This window comes from Gammaproteobacteria bacterium, from assembly GCA_014075255.1.
Lineage (GTDB): Bacteria > Pseudomonadota > Gammaproteobacteria > UBA4575 > UBA4575 > JABDMD01.
Window position 1 is genome coordinate 412,103 of record CP046178.1, and the last position, 16,038, is coordinate 428,140.

Sequence of the window (16,038 nt, forward strand, 5' to 3'; positions counted from 1 at the left end):
TCAGTTGTTGTATTCCTATTGTCTGCAGTTATAGCCTTACTCTTATGGAGTGGTTGGGAACAGTATTCTCAATTCCATAAATCTCAAATGGATAGCATGTCACAGTCATCTTGGTCTGCGGCAAATGAAATATCAAATTATGTGGAGATGATGCAAAAAAACATAGCTATGTTTGCTGATATCGAAACTAAAATGCTCGAAGATGCTCAACTCAGTAAATCTTCAGAATCAATTGCCATTGGATTGTTAAATCAGCAAATTAACAGTAATTATCCTGATGCCATAAATTTTCTAATTTGGAATCGAGATGGAAAATTAGTGATTGATGCAAAAGGTACCCAGATTAATAAACCCGAAGTGTATGTATTGCCTTCCATTAGTGGTGTGGATGCAGAATATGCTGTACGCATGCATCGAAATTCAGATCAGGATCATTTTAATATTATAGTTCCCTGGAAGTATGAAAATAATTTCATGGGAATATTTGGCGTAAGTTTTCCATCTGAATTAGTTCAGCCTTTACTCTATAAACATCAAAATATTAATTATCAACTTGTCCTATGGCGCCAAGACTCTCCTGGTTTTGTAGAGTTAGCAGCACCAAATTCGGACTTGGATTTGGTTAATGATGTCTATCTTGAGCCTGAAGATATGCAGCGAGTAGGTGCAGTGGCCTCTATTGGTGGCACTCAATGGGATGTGGTGTCCTTGCATAATCACACTTTGTTTTCTGACGAGTTAAGAAAAATAGTGGTTAGTAGCTTGTTAAAATTTTTAGCAATTCTCATAGTAGTTATAATTGCAGCCAAGCTTTATCAAAGGGAAACGCGACGTCGTTATGAGGCAAATGAAAAAATACGCAAAACCCAAGAACGATTGCAGCTTGCATTAGAGAGTACTCAGGACGGTGTGTGGGAAATAGACTTAGGTAGAGATGAAAATTTCTTCGACGAACGATGGTGTGAATTAGTGGGTTATGCAAGTGAAGAGTTGCAGAATGGTAAGCAGCCGCGGAATAGGATGATTCATGAAGACGATATAGCCAGCGCAAAACAATCATTTGATTTACATCTATCAGGGGATGCAGATTTTTACGAACATGAGCACCGAATTAAGCATAAGTCTGGCAATTGGATTTGGGTGCATGATCGTGGTCGAATTTTAGATAGAGACGAAAACGGCACACCATTGCGAGTGATTGGAACTACTGCTGATATTACCGAGAGAAAGCATGCTGAGTTAGCGCTCAAGAAAAATGATGAAGCTTTGCACTTTTTCTATTCAATAGTTTCAGTTGAAGGGAGTTCGCTGCACACGCAGATTCAATGTTTATTGGCAGGTGGCTGTAAACACTTGGGCATGAAATGTGGCATTTTTTCATATATTGAAGGTGAGCGTTACACAGTGATGCAAGTGCATACTGAATCGCCTACTTACCAGGTTCAAGGCGGTGATAAGTTTGAACTTGGTCTTACATATTGTCAGTTAACGATTGAATCTCGAGATGCATTGGGTTTTGCGCATGCAAAAACAACAGAGGTTGCACATCATCCAGCATATGCGGCGCTAAAGCTTGAGGCGTATATTGGTGCAGCAGTGTATTTAGACAATAATCCTTACGGTACGTTAAATTTTACTAGTTTACAGCCGCGCGCCAATGAGTTTAACGATACAGAGAAAAAATTTGTGCAAATGATGTCTGAATGGATATCAAATAAGCTGCAAAGCCAGTTTGCCGAACAAAGACAAAAAGAGGCTGATCAAACTCTTGCGCTGCATTTGGAAAATTCGCCAACTGCAATAGTGGAGTGGGATGAAAATGGTGTTATTGAGCGTTGGTCACATCAAGCAGAACAAATATTAGGGTGGAGTGATGAGGAGGTTGTTGGAAAAATGCCATCTAACTGGTCCGTGAAGCATCCGAGTCATCCTGAAATGCTTATTGAGCTGCAGACATACATGCAAAATAGAAATGCAACCTCTAATCAATTTGGATTAACGATACAAGATGCATCAGGTAAATTAAAACATACAGAATGGGCCGCTACGCAATCATCGGATTTATTTAATGTAAAAGTTAGCTATATGGCACTTGTGCATGATGTAACTGAGCGTGTTGAAATGCAGCAAAATCTGTTGCGAAGTCAAACTAGGTTGCAAGACTTATATGAAAATGCACCTGACATGTATTTTTCTGTAGATGCAAATGGAACTATTCAATCCGTTAATCAATTTTGCGCAGATTATCTTGGGTATACAAAAGATGAGTTATTAAATAAGCCTATTTGGAATTTGATGCATGAGAATGATATTAGACGGGCTAATCGGCACTTTAATGTTGTATTTGAGGATCAAATTAATGAGTTTGAGATGGAGATACGCATGCTTACACGAGAAGGTGTGCTTATTAATACCCATCATAGACTGCGGGTCATTGAGGCACAAAAAGGTGTGCCGCGGGAGTTAAGAATTCTTTGTAGAGATGTTACACAACGATCTACTAGTCAGAGAGAAAGGCTTGACCATATAAAAGTACAGCGTGACGAGGTTAGCCGTGAAATGCGCCATAGAATCAAGAATAATTTACAAGCCATTGTTGGCTTGTTAAAAGTAAATTTAGATGCTTATCCAGAATTGCGCAATGTTCTAGTCACTTCAATTAATCAAGTTGACACCATTTCAATTGTAAATAACTTGATGATTGACTCAGCGCATAGATTGGTCAATGTCGTCGAGTTAATTAAACAAATCACCCAAGCCTCAAGTAAATTATTTTCTCAAGAGGTATCTTTTGAAGTGCTCTGTGACGATTCCGATCACTTAGAATTTTGGGAGGAAGAAACGGTTGCGGTTTCTTTGATCATTTCAGAATTGATTACCAATGCGATGAAACATCGTTCATCTTATGCAGTGGATTCAGATGGAGTGCGCATCATAATTGATAATGAAGAATCGAAATTAATAATTCAGGTAGCCAATAAAATTAATTATGCTGCTGGTGAATTTTTCAGTTTCGAGGAAAGCTTAAACAGTGGTGGAGTGGGCATGGGAATGATTCAGTCTTTGATGCCACCTGAGGGGGCAGAGCTTGAATATGAGCAAGAAGGTGATTACGTAAAAGCAACCCTTACTTTGCATCCGCCAGTGATACTCAATATGTATGCGTCAGAAATGAATGTATTAGAAGCCGTGTCATAAATTTCAGTGTTTATTTTAAGTTTGGAGTTGTAAAGCGTGGCAAAAGCACAAATATTACTCGCGGATGATGACCGCGTTATACGTGTAACGCTAGCGAAGAGTTTGCGTCAGTATGACTTTGATGTGCTGGGAGCCAGTAGTGGCAATGAAGCGGTTGAGATGGGTTGTGAAATGAAACCGGATCTTGTCATAATGGACTTTCAAATGCCTGATATTACAGGTGTGGAGGCAGCACTCCTGCTTAGAGAGAAGGCTGATGTGTCGTGTATTTTTCTTTCCGCTTATTCAGATGAAGAATTTGTAGCCAAGGCTGCAGAAGCGGGTGCATTGGGTTATTTAGTGAAGCCTATCGATGTGCAACAAGTATTGCCATCCATTGAGTCGGCCTTACAGCGTGCCGCTGAAATCAGAGAGCTTAAGCAAACCGAATCACAGTTAAGCACAGCCTTACAACAAGGTCGTGAAACCAGTATTGCCATTGGTATATTAATGGCGCGATACAATATTAGCTCAGAACAAGCATTTGAAATGTTACGTTCAGAATCTCGTAATCAGCGCAAAAAAGTAGGCTTAATAGCCGCTGAATTAGTGAAGTCGGTAGACAATGTAAATCGTTTTACCGGCGATATGTTTGATCGCACAAACACTAAGCCCAATTAGGCTGAAATGGGTCAAAGTTTAAGTAGTTTAATAATTACTCATGTAACTCACTAAAACTACGTAAGTTATGCTAAATTGAATTTTTATTCAATCTAAAAAACCTTACTAGTGCTTGATTTGACTACATAATTAGCCTATAAAGTCTCAATAATTATAAGAATTTTGATGGGCATTTTAGCCCACTAAAAACACTCCAGGACCTAAACAACGTCCTAACACTGGCTCGTACATACCGAGCTGCCAAACGTCCAAAATCACGACGTTTACATTTCACTCCAGGCCTTGTACCTGCCTGATCACAATCTATGAATTTAAGATTTGTTTGCTGTGCGTTTGCGTGCAGTTGCAAAACGAAATTTAGTTAGATTGGGTTGAGGCAAAAATATTCTCAATCTACGCGAACCTAAATTTCAGACACTGAGACATAAACTTCTTTAAAGAAGTTATTTTGTAATTAGTTTTTTTAAACCAAATGGTTTATTGGCTGCAAAAGTATGTTTCTTAATGTTAAGACTACTAGGAGGGAGGATATGAAAATATCTAAATCAATTATGCTATCGATGGTAGCGGCGCTGTTAACAGTTCCGTTTACCAATGCGATGGCTGAAGATAGTGGCTGCGATTATGATCTTCGCAAAGGCGCTGTCTATGTAAATGAAAATCGCACAAAGCGCGATGAAGATGGTAATGCTCAGCAAAACCGTTTAATCGTTTTAGCTCGTGGAGATGGCGGAGCACTTACAGAAGTGCAACGTGTTGAGTCAGGTGGTTATGGTAACGATGATGGTATCGTAACTTCTGGTCAATTCTCTGTAATCGTGCAGAAATTTAGAAATCGTCAATATGCAATGATGATCAATGCAGGTTTTGATCCAGATGCTGGTGGCAACTTAGATGGCTCAGTTTCTGCTTTCCGTGTTAACAAATGTGGTGTAAGACTTACAGACACTGCTTCTACTAAAGGTCAAGAGCCTCGTTCAGTATCACGTGATTCACGTCGAGTAATTGGTTTCAATCGTGACTTAGTAGGTGTTGTAAATGCGGGTTCTGGTGAAGTTGAATTCAACGGTTGCCCAGGTTTACCTGAAGGCTTCTTAACACCAGTAGGTTCAACTTGTGGCCCACGCCCTGTAATTGAAGACTTTGAAGGCACTTCATACATTATTTACCGTTTCAACAACCGTCGTGGAACTTTCCGCCAAATAGCGAAAGGTGATACTCGTGATGAGAATGGTGATCCAGCACAGATGAGCTTTATCAATGAAGGTCGTCAAATGGTTATTTCGCAGCGTAATACATTCTTTGCATTAGGTAATGGCACAGAAGATGACATCATCGAAGTGGTTAAGCTGCGTTTAAATGGTAAACCAATGCGTGATCGTTCTAGTTGGGCAAATAGCCTAGCTAAGCTTTTAGGTTACAACGTTGATGGTGCGAACCCTGATTCAATTGCGCCTCGCTTTGCTAACCCTGTTACAAGTGAAACTTCTGGTAATGACAACTTCGGTTTCTCAGTACTCCCAGTTGCAGGTGAAGACTTCAATGACTGTGTTGTGATGACTCATGGTAGTTTCCAACAACGTGGCCAGGGCGGTACTTCACAATTCACCATCAATAAGTTTGGTTCGAAAGTACGTGTTCAACCTAACAAGCCAGACCTTGGTGATGATACTTGCTGGACGCAGATTTCAACTCGTACCAGCACGGTATATTCTCAAGCATTCTTCAACTCTGGTATTTCGATCCGCAAAATGGATCTAACTACTTGTATTATGGAAGATGGTGGTCCACCGGTGATTGCTCCGGATGGCGTACCACAATTCTCTGGCTTAGTTGAAAACTTCCGTCATAGAATCAATAGCAGTCCTGCAAATGATGCAAATTTTGGTTTGAATCCAACGGATCAAAGTGATTTCTTGTATCAAGCCGGTGGTTTAGATATGGCCTTAACACAAGGTCCAGCTAATAAGACAGAGTATTTATATGCATTGAATACTCCTGTGCCATTTGCGGGTATTCCTGATCCTGATGGTGGTCCAACCACTGTTCAAAACAGTTCAGGTGATTTTCTTTGGATCCCTGGTGGCCCAACTACCATCGCAATTTATCGTGTAATCGAAGATTGTGAAGGCGAAGACACCATTTGGGACAAGCTTAATGCTGATGGCACTGATGCTGGTGTCGATGATTGCCGCCCTGGTGACTTACAGTTCGTAGGTCGTTACGCGCCTGGTGATATCTCAAGCAGTGGATTTGGTATCGCTGCAATGTAGTAAAACTTTTTAGGATTATAGATCCTAATAAGTTCTCTTAGTGGTCAAGAGCAGCTAACTAAGGTTAGCTGCTCTACATTAAGAAATTAAACAAAAAGTTTTATCTAGTTAACTATTAACTAGGGAGTACAAATCGTTTTTATTGATGTTGTTTGAGGACAGATTGGAAAAGCTCCGAGAAAACGCGCTTTTTAGTACATCAATAAAAATATACATATAGCTGTTTAACGAATCCTTTGCCTAGAACATGCACGGATATGTGTTAAACCAAATTTTAAATTTGGGAGGAAAAAGTGAAACAGCACTTTACTAAAGTATTATTAGCGTCAATGCTATTGATAATTGCGCCTCTTGCGAGTGCAATTGTTACAGCTGAAGATGCAATTCCTGATGAAATTCAGGCCCTCTTACCATCTGATGATGGAAGTTCTGATGCTGCTTCTCAAGAAGCAGAGTTCTTGGCAGAATTTGCAGAAGATGATGATAGCGGTGTAGCCCTTTCTAACGCTGATGTTGAAGTCGTGATCATGTCTGATGATGATGGTGATGCATCAGGTTCTAACAACTCTAACAGTGACTCTAGCAATAATGCTGGCGGTTCCGCTGGTAGTTCTGGTTCTGCTGGTAGCTCAGCTGCTAGCAACGGCATCCAAGTGGCTGCTCTAGACGGTATCCCACAAGATATTCTTGATCTTTTGCAAGAACTATTTGGTGACGGTGACGGTGGAGATGATGGTGACGCGGGTAATGGTGGCGACGAAGGTGATGACGGCGAAGAATCCGGAATTAGCAACGTAATCACTGATGAGCTTGTTTGGCAGTATGATGAAACTGCATTCAGTTCAGACTTTTATGACCGCAATGGAAACGGTCCAGCGTTAAGAACCACCATTACTCAAGCTAGTCTTCCTAGTATGAGTCTTACGGATATCCGTAGGCAAGGTGCACTGATGTATACCACTCCTTTCCGTCATGCAGACGGTCATGGTGATGGACCGGGTATTAACCCTAATGACCCCACTACTGAAAATGGTTCAGGAGATGGAGATGGAATCTTAGGTAATACGGGTCGTCCAACCTTACAAGGTAATGGAACATGGTTACGCATGAATGGTCTGGATACGCAAACGTGTCAAGAATGTCATGGAATAATCAATAACTCGGTCATTCCACCAATTCTTGGTATAGCAGGTCAAGGTGGTATTTCTGCATCACCTTTCTTTAACTCCAGAAATGCTGATATTGATGACTCAGATGGTAATAGTCTTGATAAATTAGGTATTGCAGCATTTGATGGTCGAGCCATTAACCCTCCTAAGAACTTAGGTATGGGTGGCGTTGAATTAGCCGGTAGGGAAATTACTCTTCGATTGAACAGGATTTCAAACCTTGCTTCACGTTTAGCTCAACGTGCTGATCGTCGTGTTCGTTTGCCATTGGTTGCTAAAGGCATCGATTTTGGTGACATCGTAGCGAAGCCAAATGGCGATCTAGATACGTCTGATGTTGAAGGTGTTGATGGTGATTTGGTAGTTCGTCCATTTGGTCGTAAAGGTGAATTCGATACCATTCGTGGTTTTGATACTGGTGCGATGGCATTTCATATTGGTATGCAGTCAGTTGATGAATTCGGTCCTGGTGACCCTGATGGTGATGGAGTAGAAGATGAGTTAACTACAGGAGAAATGTCAGCATTACATATCTTCTTAACCACTAATGAGCGTCCATTCCAACAGGAGTTGACGACTAATAAGCAAAGACGTGGTAAGAGAATCTTCAACCGTATCGGTTGCACTGGTTGTCACAAGCCTACTACCAATACTCGTAGCTCTGTGCTTGAGTATCGTATTTCGGGTGGTGGCGTCATAGATCCAGATACAGAACAAGATCCTTACTTCTCAGTTGATCTTAGTAGTGACGTCGTTGAAGGTGCACAGTTTGAAACCAACCGTCGTGGTGGAATCAAAGTGCCAATCTTCTCTGACTACAAACGTCATAACATGGGATCTCGCCTAGCGGAATCTTTCCATGCACTAGAGAATCCTGATTGTGATAACGAAGTTGCAGGTACTGAAATTACTAACTGTTCTTTCCTTACAATGAAACTTTGGGGTTTAGCAGATACTGCTCCATATCTACATGATGGACGTGCTCTGACTGTATTTGAAGCCATTGCATTTCATGGTGGAGAAGCACAACGTGTACGTGATCGATTCTTAGGGCTAAGTAAAGGTGGTCAAAACGCACTACTTTCATACTTAGGAACTTTGAAGAATCCAGTGAATCCTAACGCAGACGTGTTAAACCAAGTTCAACTTGGACCTAACTAGTCGGTAAGAATTCACAAAGGATTTGTGATTACAAAAAGCCGGGGCATATAATTGCCTCGGCTTTTTTAATGCCTAAAGTTTGATCTAGTGCCATTAATATTTCTGAATTAAATTATCGAGTTAGATAAGATACTTAAATGAAATACATTAAAATTATATTCATTATAATTATTTTAGCCATGCTTATGATAACTGGCTTAGTGGTTGGTAAGACCCGAAGCGAAGGTGCTGAGTTGGTCCGTGAGGCGGATAAATTTAATATTCCTGTCGTAAAGCAGATTATGTCAGTACTACCAAAATGGAATTATGAAAGTTTATTGCCTTATATGAATAAGAGCTTTAATAAAACATTTTCAAAAGAAGAATTTCAAAAAGAATTAGATAATTTAAGCATCTTGGGAGATGTAAAAGCAATTAAGCATATCAGACATTCAGGACACAAACGTTACAAGCATTGGTTGTTCCACAGCTGTGCCGTGAATAAATATTCAGTTTCGACATTATTTGAAAAAGGGAAAGGCACTGTGGTTATGGATCTGAATCAGTGTTATAAAAAAGTAAAAGTGACATTTTTTCAAGTTCATTCAAAAGTACTTCCAGTAAAATCACCATACGAACCTTAAAAATAAATGCCTAGTACTATGTATAAGATATTTTTACTCATACTTTTTAGTTTCGCAATATGTGCCTGTATGAATGAACCTAAAAATAATATTCATGAATGGCAGATAGGTACTAATACTAGTGTTTCAAAAGTAATTTTTGAACAGAGTGAGGCAGCAAGCGTAAAGATTTGTTCAGATGAATACAAAGATATTGGTTTTTCCACGAATATAAATATCGACTATGACGAAAATACATATTTCAGACTTTTAGAAGGTGTTTGTATTACAGTTAAGGCCAAGAAAATTAGAGTTAGATTTGCGACGCCATCAAGTGGAAAAAGAGCACGTGGGACATTTGAAATTTTAGATTCTTAAAGCATGTATTGTGAAAAATCATTGGCAATAATTAAGGGGTAATTGGTAGAAGTTTTGTCCTCTAAATTAACAAAGATATATTTGGTAGATGATGATCGAATTGTTTGTCATTCACTTACCTTGATTCTGCAAAAATATGATTATGAGTTGGAGGTATTTAACTCTGCTGAAGCTTTTTTGAAGACACACCCAAAGCCGGAGAATGGGATATTAGTGCTTGATCATAATATGTCAGGAATGACCGGTTTGGAGTTGCAGCGGTATTTAATAGACGAAAATGTAACCATTCCGATCATTTTTATCACTGCGTTGTATGGAACGGTAAATGATACAGCCACTAAAAATGGTGCAATTGGCGTTTTTGAAAAGCCATTTGACCCTAAAGAGCTGGTTGATTTGCTGAGTTCTGTAAGCAAATAAATTATTCAATGGTCATAATGTAATCACTTAAGCTTAATAATACTGTTTGTATAGCATATGTAGTTTGTATAGGCGGTATTTGTATTATTGAACCCTTACTATAGAATCAACTCTAATCTATACATTATTACCACCAAGGCATTGAAAATGTTGATAAAAACCAGCAAGCAAATGGATTTAAAAGAGTCTGACATTACCGACCAAGCGATATATAAGGATCGCCGTAAATTCTTGCAAAAATCAGCATCGATGACTGCCATATCAATGGCACCTTCATTTCTGTGGCCAACCATAGGCTCGGCGGATATCGGATTTGAAAATATCATTAAGAGTGATTTTTCAACCAAAGATGAACTGACGCCCTTAGATGCTATAACAAGTTATAACAATTTTTATGAGTTGGGTTTAGATAAAGGGGACCCAAAACGTAATGCACAGCATCTTAAAGTAAAGCCGTGGAATGTATTAGTTTCAGGTGAGTGTGAAGAAACAGGTGAGTATGATTTAGAAGATTTTATATCACCGGCAAAACTTGAAGAAAGAATTTATCGTTTACGTTGCGTAGAAGCCTGGTCGATGGTGGTGCCATGGGTAGGGGTTGAATTAGGTCCAATATTAAAACGTTTTAAACCAACCTCTAAAGCTAAGTATGTTGAATTTAAAACGATATTAGATCCAGATAATTTGCCTGGGCAAAAACGTCAAGTGTTGGAATGGCCTTACCGAGAAGGCTTACGTATAGATGAGGCGATGCATCCGCTGACTATTTTAGCAGTAGGGCTATATGGTAAAGAATTGCCTAATCAAAACGGTGCGCCGTTACGTTTGGTGGTGCCATGGAAATACGGTTTCAAGAGCATTAAATCGATTGTAAGTATCAATTTTCTTGAAGAGCAGCCTGCTACAAGTTGGAATATTGCAGGACCTAGAGAGTATGGATTTTACTCTAATGTAAATCCTGAGGTTAATCATCCACGTTGGAGTCAAAAACGTGAACGCAGAATTGGGGAATTTTTAAAACGCGAAACATTACCTTTTAATGGCTATACAGATGAAGTGGCTAGCTTATATACAGGAATGGATCTTAAGGAAAATTTCTAATCTAATAATTTTTAAATAAAAAAATAAAACACCCAAAAAATTGTGTTAACGACCCTATCGGGTAAGAGAATCAAGCCCGTACTCTTTATATTACTGCTAGTGCCTTTAGCAATGTTAGCCTATCGCTTCTATTCAGAAGGGTTTGGCGCTAATCCTATTGAAACGATAAATCGATACACAGGCGATTGGGCGTTAAGAATTTTATTACTGACATTAGCATTTTCACCACTGATCAGAATCACACGATGGCATAACATAATTCAATATCGACGCATGGTGGGCTTGTTTGCATTTTTCTATGTTTGTGTGCACTTGTCTTCTTATATTGTATTAGATCAATTTTTTGATTTTAGTGAAATCATTGATGATGTATTTAAACGCCCATTCATCACAGCTGGGTTTTCTGCATTTATATTACTTATTCCACTTGCGGTTACTTCAACTAATAAAATGGTCGAGCGATTACAATATCGTTGGATTCAACTGCATCGAATTATTTATTTAATCGGAATGTTAACCGTATTGCACTTTTGGTGGATGGTGAAGATTGATACGAGAGAACCGATGATTTACGCTATAATTTTAGCGATCCTGCTAGGGTTTCGTTTGGTTTTCTATTTAAAACGTAAAGTTTAACGATAATTTCATACTGTTCATGACGTATTCTCATATAATCGTCATCGACCAAGGTACACACTCTACGCGTGCCATCATCTACAACGCTTCTGGCGAGTCTATTTTCAGATCTCAGCAAGAAATTGATCTTTTTTACCGTGATTCGTTGCATATTGAGCAAGATGGCAAACAAATTCTTGCTTCATGTCAATCAGTATTAACGGATGCGCATAAGTTTATTAATGATAATAAGCTAGAAGGTATTGCAATGGCACTTTCCACGCAACGGTCAACCGTTATTGCTTGGAATGTAAAAACGGGTGAAGCGATAACGCCTGCGTTAAGTTGGTTAGATACACGTACACAAGATGAATTGAAAGAGGTGTCACTAGCAGAAAATGTTATTAAAGAGAAAACCGGGTTACCTTTATCTGCACATTATGGTGCATCCAAATTACAGTGGTTTTTAAAGCATGATGAGCGAGTACAACAGGCTCAATTGGAAAATAATCTTAAATTTGGGCCGCTGGCAGCCTATTTGATTTTTAACTTAGTTGAGCAACAGCCATTGTATGTGGATTATTCTAATGCTCATCGAACCCTATTGTGGAACTTGCAAACTAAATGTTGGGATAACGATTTATTGGAAGCATTTTCTATAGATGAATCAAATTTACCTGAACCTGTGCCAAGTGATTTTGAGTATGGGGAATTAAAGAACTATGGTTATCCATTAGTATTAGTGAATGGAGATCAAAATAGCGCGGTATATGGGTATGGGAAGTTAGCAGAACAAACCACTTTTATAAATATGGGTACAGGTGCATTTGTATTAGCGAACAGTAAACAGCAACCAGTATTAAACACAAAATTGTTGGCTAGTATTACTTATAGTTCTGAACACGAACAAGAATACGCTCTAGAGGGAACGGTGAACGGAGCAGGAGCCGCTATGACTTGGGCTGAGAGTGAATGGAGTATTAGCGATATAGAGTCACTATCTTGGCAAAAGGTTGAGGAAGTGCCTATATTTCTTAATTCAATCGGCGGGTTAGGCTCGCCATTTTGGCGGAGTGATGTGAGTCCACAATTTCTGGATGTAAATAAAAGTCATAATGACTATACAAAAGAACAGTGTATGGCAGCATTGATGGAAAGTATCGTATTTTTATTAATGATTAATATTGAAGAAATGTTTAAGCATGGAGTGGTGACGAATCAATTATTGGTTGCAGGAGGGATGAGCAAAGATAAGCACCTATGCCAGTGTTTAGCTAACGTATCTTCTGTAAGTGTTGTCGTTTCAAACTTCAAAGAAGCCACATCACGCGGTGCAGCCTGGTTAGCTTTGCAACGCCCAGAATGGGGTGTTTTAGAAAGTAAGATATTTAATCCAGTTAACGACAATGCATTGCAACTTCGCTATGGTGAATTTAAATCTGCAATGCAAAGGTTAATACATTGATGAACAGATTAGTTGCACACCGCGGCGATATGTCTACCTATCCCGAGAATAGTATGCTTGCCTTTCAGGCGGCTATAGAACTTGGGTATACGTATATTGAGTTAGACATTCAACTTTCAAAAGATAGGGTTCCAATCGTTATTCATGACGATAATTTAAAAAGAACAACAGGCATTGATAAGAATGCAAAAGATCTCACTGCTGATGAAATAAACCAAATATATCTTAATTCATCTGCACAAAATGAAAATAGAAATGAACTATTAAAGATCAACACGCTCAAGCAAGTAGTTGAGAAGTTAAATATATATTCAAAAATTACAGTTTTTGTTGAAATAAAAAGACAAAGCATAGAACACTTTGGGTTAAGTCAAGTTGTAGATCAAGTATTGGAAGCGCAAATGGGTGCTAAGTTTAATATTGTAATTATTTCCTTTGTGGGGGAGGTTATAGAATATGTAAAAAATGTGCAGTCTTATCCAACAGGGTTTGTTTTAAAAAAATATAATAAAAAATATCTTTTAAAAGCAAAAGAACTTCAGCCAGATTATTTGTTTTGCAATATTAAAAAAATCAATAAGCCTTCTGATTTATGGGACGGTTTATGGAGATGGGTGCTGTATGACATTACCAATCCAAGTTTTGCGTACGAATTATTAGAGCAGGGCGTCGATATGATTGAAACTGGAGATATCAAAAAGCTTAGTGCTTCTGAATATTTTCAGTAAAAAATATGGATTATGATGTAGCAATTATCGGTGGCGGTATTCATGGTGTAGGGGTTGCTCAAGCTGCTGCTGCGCGTGGCTATAAAACGGTTTTGCTAGAGCAATACGACCACCTTGCAGAAGGTACATCATCGCGTTCCAGTAAGCTAATTCACGGCGGATTGCGTTATTTAGAGCAATTCGAGTTTTCTTTAGTGCGCGAATGTTTGTTAGAGCGTAGTTATTTACTTAAAAATGCACCAGATTTAGTCAAACTTACGCCGGTTTATATTCCGATATATAAAAGTTCTAAGCGCTCACCCTGGATGATACGCGCAGGACTTTCTTTATATGCGTTGCTTGGTAATCTCAGTGCCGATGCCCGTTTCAAGAAAGTTAAAAAAAGCCAATGGAATCAGTTGCAAGGCATCAATCAGGAAAATCTACGCGCAGTGTTTCAATATCATGAAGCACAAACGGATGATAGTTTGCTCACCAAGGCTGTTATGAATTCAGCACAACAACACGGTGCAAAACTTATTCTTAATGCAAAAGTCATTAGTATTGATCTAGAAGATAATCAAAGTAAGCTTAATTATGTGAGTAATTCAGGACAACAAACTCTCACTAGTAAGGTTGTTGTAAATGCTGCAGGTCCATGGGCCACTAATATTGTAGATTGTGTGCAACCAAAACAAAAAAATGCACAAGTCGATTTGGTGCAAGGCGCACATATTATCTTGCCAGTACAACTAGACAAAGTAATATTTTATATTGAAAGTCCAAAAGACAAACGACCGATATTTGTGATGCCTTGGTATGGTGAAACGATGATTGGAACAACAGAAAGTATATTTGATGATGATCCTAGTAAAACGCATGCCTTAGCCCAAGAAGTAGAATATCTTCTTGATGCATTTTATTTCTATTTCCCTGAACAAAAAAATAAAAAGCTATCGATTAGTAAAAAGTTTGCAGGATTGCGAGTATTGCCACGTAGCCAAAAAAATGCCAATCAGCGTTCCAGAGAAACAATATATTTACGTGATCGAAAAAACAAGCCACGTTTGTTGTCTATATTTGGTGGTAAGTTAACGTCCTATCGTGCAACTGCAGAACATGTGCTCGCACGGATTGAGTCATCCCTACCTGAATCGAAGCCCCATATTAGAACAAAAGAATTAAAGCTGGCTAAACCAGGCTAGTAAATAATTTAAAGCTTGATAGAAATAAGATATTTAGAGTAACTCTCGCGAATTGATATTTTTTCTTGAGTTGACTGTTTTAATAGCTCTTCGAATACCATTTCGAAGTCTTCTCGTATGATCTTAAAAAATACATCTGACAGAGGGTTTTTTCCTGTAGGCAGGGCAATTACTTTTTGCTTAAATTTAATCGGGAATATATCATTTCCTGAAAATAATACTTTAACTGCGAATACCCAACGCCAATCCCAAGAATAGGGTGCAATAGAGTCCTTCCCGGCATACACCTCCAGCAATTCTCCATCTTTGGCTATATCTTCACTATATATAATAGCTTGATAAGAGTGAGCATTATTTGAACAGATCAATTTTGCCTCAACGATATCTGCTTTTTGCGAGTGAAGACTAAGCTTGTTATATAATGTAGGGTAAAATAATTGCAGAAAGGCTAATAGCTTTGGGTATTGTTTGCTCACATCAGCCATCTATAGATACTGTTCTAATCCAATATATCTATCAACCCGTTATGCGCCCGTAGCTCAGCTGGATAGAGTACCTGGCTTCGAACCAGGTGGTCGGGAGTTCGAATCTCTCCGGGCGCGCCATATTCTAAGCCACTTGTCCGAGTTTTTGTTTGATTAAAAAATAGGCTGGGTAAGCTTTGGGGTAAGCTTTTAGTATTTATGCGTCAAAGCTATTAATTACAGTATTCAATTCTAATAAGACATTATCTAAATCTCTCATGAAAATAGCATTTCTTATTTTTCTATTATGCATATCTGGCGTAACGCAATCTGAAGAAGGTCAATGGAAGCCTGATCCTAAGTTTCAGCTAGAAGAAGCAGACTATATGCAAACTTTGCACTGGATATCTGGTGTTTCTTATACGTTGTCAAAGCTACAAGCTGAAAACATGTTTTTATGTGGCGGGCCTGACTCAATTGGTTCAAAAGAAATAATTGATTATTTGAACGCCGAATATTTAGATAAACGAATCACTTCGGAACAAGCTATTGAGGCAATTTTCAATAAATTAAAATCACTATACCCTTGTCATGACAAATGACCGCTAACGACTCAAAGC

General features: G+C 38.7%; 14 protein-coding genes and 1 tRNA gene. 14 read left to right on the forward strand and 1 reads right to left on the reverse strand.

All coding sequences use genetic code 11. The features are described from left to right. Positions 1-87: 87 nt before the first annotated feature. The 12 genes from GKR92_02045 (at position 88) to GKR92_02100 (ending at position 14,954) form a co-directional block, all read left to right on the forward strand. A complete protein-coding gene (locus GKR92_02045; protein QMU60540.1) occupies positions 88-3,198 on the forward strand; it encodes a PAS domain S-box protein in 3,111 nt (1,036 codons plus the stop codon). Between the two features lie 36 nt (positions 3,199-3,234). Further along, the gene (locus GKR92_02050; protein QMU60541.1) at positions 3,235-3,858 is read left to right on the forward strand and encodes a response regulator; all 624 of its coding nucleotides are present in this window, start codon (positions 3,235-3,237) and stop codon (positions 3,856-3,858) included. Positions 3,859-4,388: 530 nt separating this feature from the next. After that, the gene (locus GKR92_02055; protein QMU60542.1) at positions 4,389-6,131 is read left to right on the forward strand and encodes a hypothetical protein; all 1,743 of its coding nucleotides are present in this window, start codon (positions 4,389-4,391) and stop codon (positions 6,129-6,131) included. Between the two features lie 293 nt (positions 6,132-6,424). Continuing rightward, positions 6,425-8,461, forward strand: coding sequence for a hypothetical protein (locus tag GKR92_02060; protein QMU60543.1), 2,037 nt, complete (start codon positions 6,425-6,427; stop codon positions 8,459-8,461). A gap of 137 nt (positions 8,462-8,598) precedes the next feature. After that, on the forward strand, positions 8,599-9,084 hold the full coding sequence (locus GKR92_02065; protein QMU60544.1) for a hypothetical protein: 486 nt from the start codon (positions 8,599-8,601) through the stop codon (positions 9,082-9,084). A gap of 69 nt (positions 9,085-9,153) precedes the next feature. Next, entirely contained in the window at positions 9,154-9,441 is a 288-nt protein-coding gene (locus GKR92_02070; GenBank protein QMU60545.1) for a hypothetical protein, read from the forward strand. Between the two features lie 42 nt (positions 9,442-9,483). Further along, positions 9,484-9,861: a response regulator gene (locus tag GKR92_02075; GenBank protein QMU60546.1), complete on the forward strand. Its 378-nt coding sequence runs from the start codon at positions 9,484-9,486 to the stop codon at positions 9,859-9,861. A gap of 147 nt (positions 9,862-10,008) precedes the next feature. Further along, on the forward strand, positions 10,009-10,962 hold the full coding sequence (msrP, locus tag GKR92_02080) for a protein-methionine-sulfoxide reductase catalytic subunit MsrP (GenBank protein ID QMU60547.1): 954 nt from the start codon (positions 10,009-10,011) through the stop codon (positions 10,960-10,962). 111 nt (positions 10,963-11,073) lie between these two features. Then, positions 11,074-11,598 (forward strand): sulfoxide reductase heme-binding subunit YedZ, encoded by a 525-nt coding sequence (locus tag GKR92_02085; GenBank protein ID QMU60548.1) that lies wholly within the window; start codon positions 11,074-11,076, stop codon positions 11,596-11,598. A 19-nt stretch (positions 11,599-11,617) separates the two neighbouring features. Next, the gene (locus GKR92_02090; protein QMU60549.1) at positions 11,618-13,042 is read left to right on the forward strand and encodes a hypothetical protein; all 1,425 of its coding nucleotides are present in this window, start codon (positions 11,618-11,620) and stop codon (positions 13,040-13,042) included. Continuing rightward, positions 13,042-13,770, forward strand: a complete 729-nt coding sequence (locus GKR92_02095; GenBank protein ID QMU60550.1) for a hypothetical protein — start codon at positions 13,042-13,044, stop codon at positions 13,768-13,770. Before GKR92_02090 ends, GKR92_02095 begins: the two co-directional genes overlap by 1 nt. 5 nt (positions 13,771-13,775) lie before the next feature. Then, positions 13,776-14,954 carry an FAD-dependent oxidoreductase gene (locus GKR92_02100; protein ID QMU60551.1) on the forward strand — a complete coding sequence of 393 codons (1,179 nt, stop codon included), beginning with the start codon at positions 13,776-13,778 and terminating at the stop codon, positions 14,952-14,954. Between the two features lie 8 nt (positions 14,955-14,962). Here GKR92_02100 and GKR92_02105 read toward each other — a convergent pair whose 3' ends face one another. Continuing rightward, a complete protein-coding gene (locus GKR92_02105; GenBank protein ID QMU60552.1) occupies positions 14,963-15,439 on the reverse strand; it encodes a hypothetical protein in 477 nt (158 codons plus the stop codon). Positions 15,440-15,482: 43 nt separating this feature from the next. Between GKR92_02105 and GKR92_02110 the strand changes: the two genes are divergently transcribed. After that, positions 15,483-15,559: transfer RNA gene (locus GKR92_02110), tRNA-Arg, on the forward strand. 137 nt (positions 15,560-15,696) lie between these two features. Next, the gene (locus GKR92_02115; GenBank protein ID QMU60553.1) at positions 15,697-16,020 is read left to right on the forward strand and encodes a hypothetical protein; all 324 of its coding nucleotides are present in this window, start codon (positions 15,697-15,699) and stop codon (positions 16,018-16,020) included. Positions 16,021-16,038 lie beyond the last annotated feature (18 nt).

What these genes read in the sequence shown, in the direction of transcription:
- GKR92_02045 (QMU60540.1), top strand. Translation starts at nt 88, where the DNA reads ATGGATAGCATGTCACAGTCATCTTGGTCTGCGGCAAATGAAATATCA.
- GKR92_02055 (QMU60542.1), top strand. Translation starts at nt 4,389, where the DNA reads ATGAAAATATCTAAATCAATTATGCTATCGATGGTAGCGGCGCTGTTA.
- GKR92_02065 (QMU60544.1), top strand. Translation starts at nt 8,599, where the DNA reads ATGAAATACATTAAAATTATATTCATTATAATTATTTTAGCCATGCTT.
- GKR92_02070 (QMU60545.1), top strand. Translation starts at nt 9,154, where the DNA reads ATGAATGAACCTAAAAATAATATTCATGAATGGCAGATAGGTACTAAT.
- msrP (QMU60547.1), top strand. Translation starts at nt 10,009, where the DNA reads ATGTTGATAAAAACCAGCAAGCAAATGGATTTAAAAGAGTCTGACATT.
- GKR92_02085 (QMU60548.1), top strand. Translation starts at nt 11,074, where the DNA reads ATGTTAGCCTATCGCTTCTATTCAGAAGGGTTTGGCGCTAATCCTATT.
- GKR92_02090 (QMU60549.1), top strand. Translation starts at nt 11,618, where the DNA reads ATGACGTATTCTCATATAATCGTCATCGACCAAGGTACACACTCTACG.
- GKR92_02095 (QMU60550.1), top strand. Translation starts at nt 13,042, where the DNA reads ATGAACAGATTAGTTGCACACCGCGGCGATATGTCTACCTATCCCGAG.
- GKR92_02100 (QMU60551.1), top strand. Translation starts at nt 13,776, where the DNA reads ATGGATTATGATGTAGCAATTATCGGTGGCGGTATTCATGGTGTAGGG.
- GKR92_02105 (QMU60552.1), bottom strand. Translation starts at nt 15,439, where the DNA reads ATGGCTGATGTGAGCAAACAATACCCAAAGCTATTAGCCTTTCTGCAA.
- GKR92_02115 (QMU60553.1), top strand. Translation starts at nt 15,697, where the DNA reads ATGAAAATAGCATTTCTTATTTTTCTATTATGCATATCTGGCGTAACG.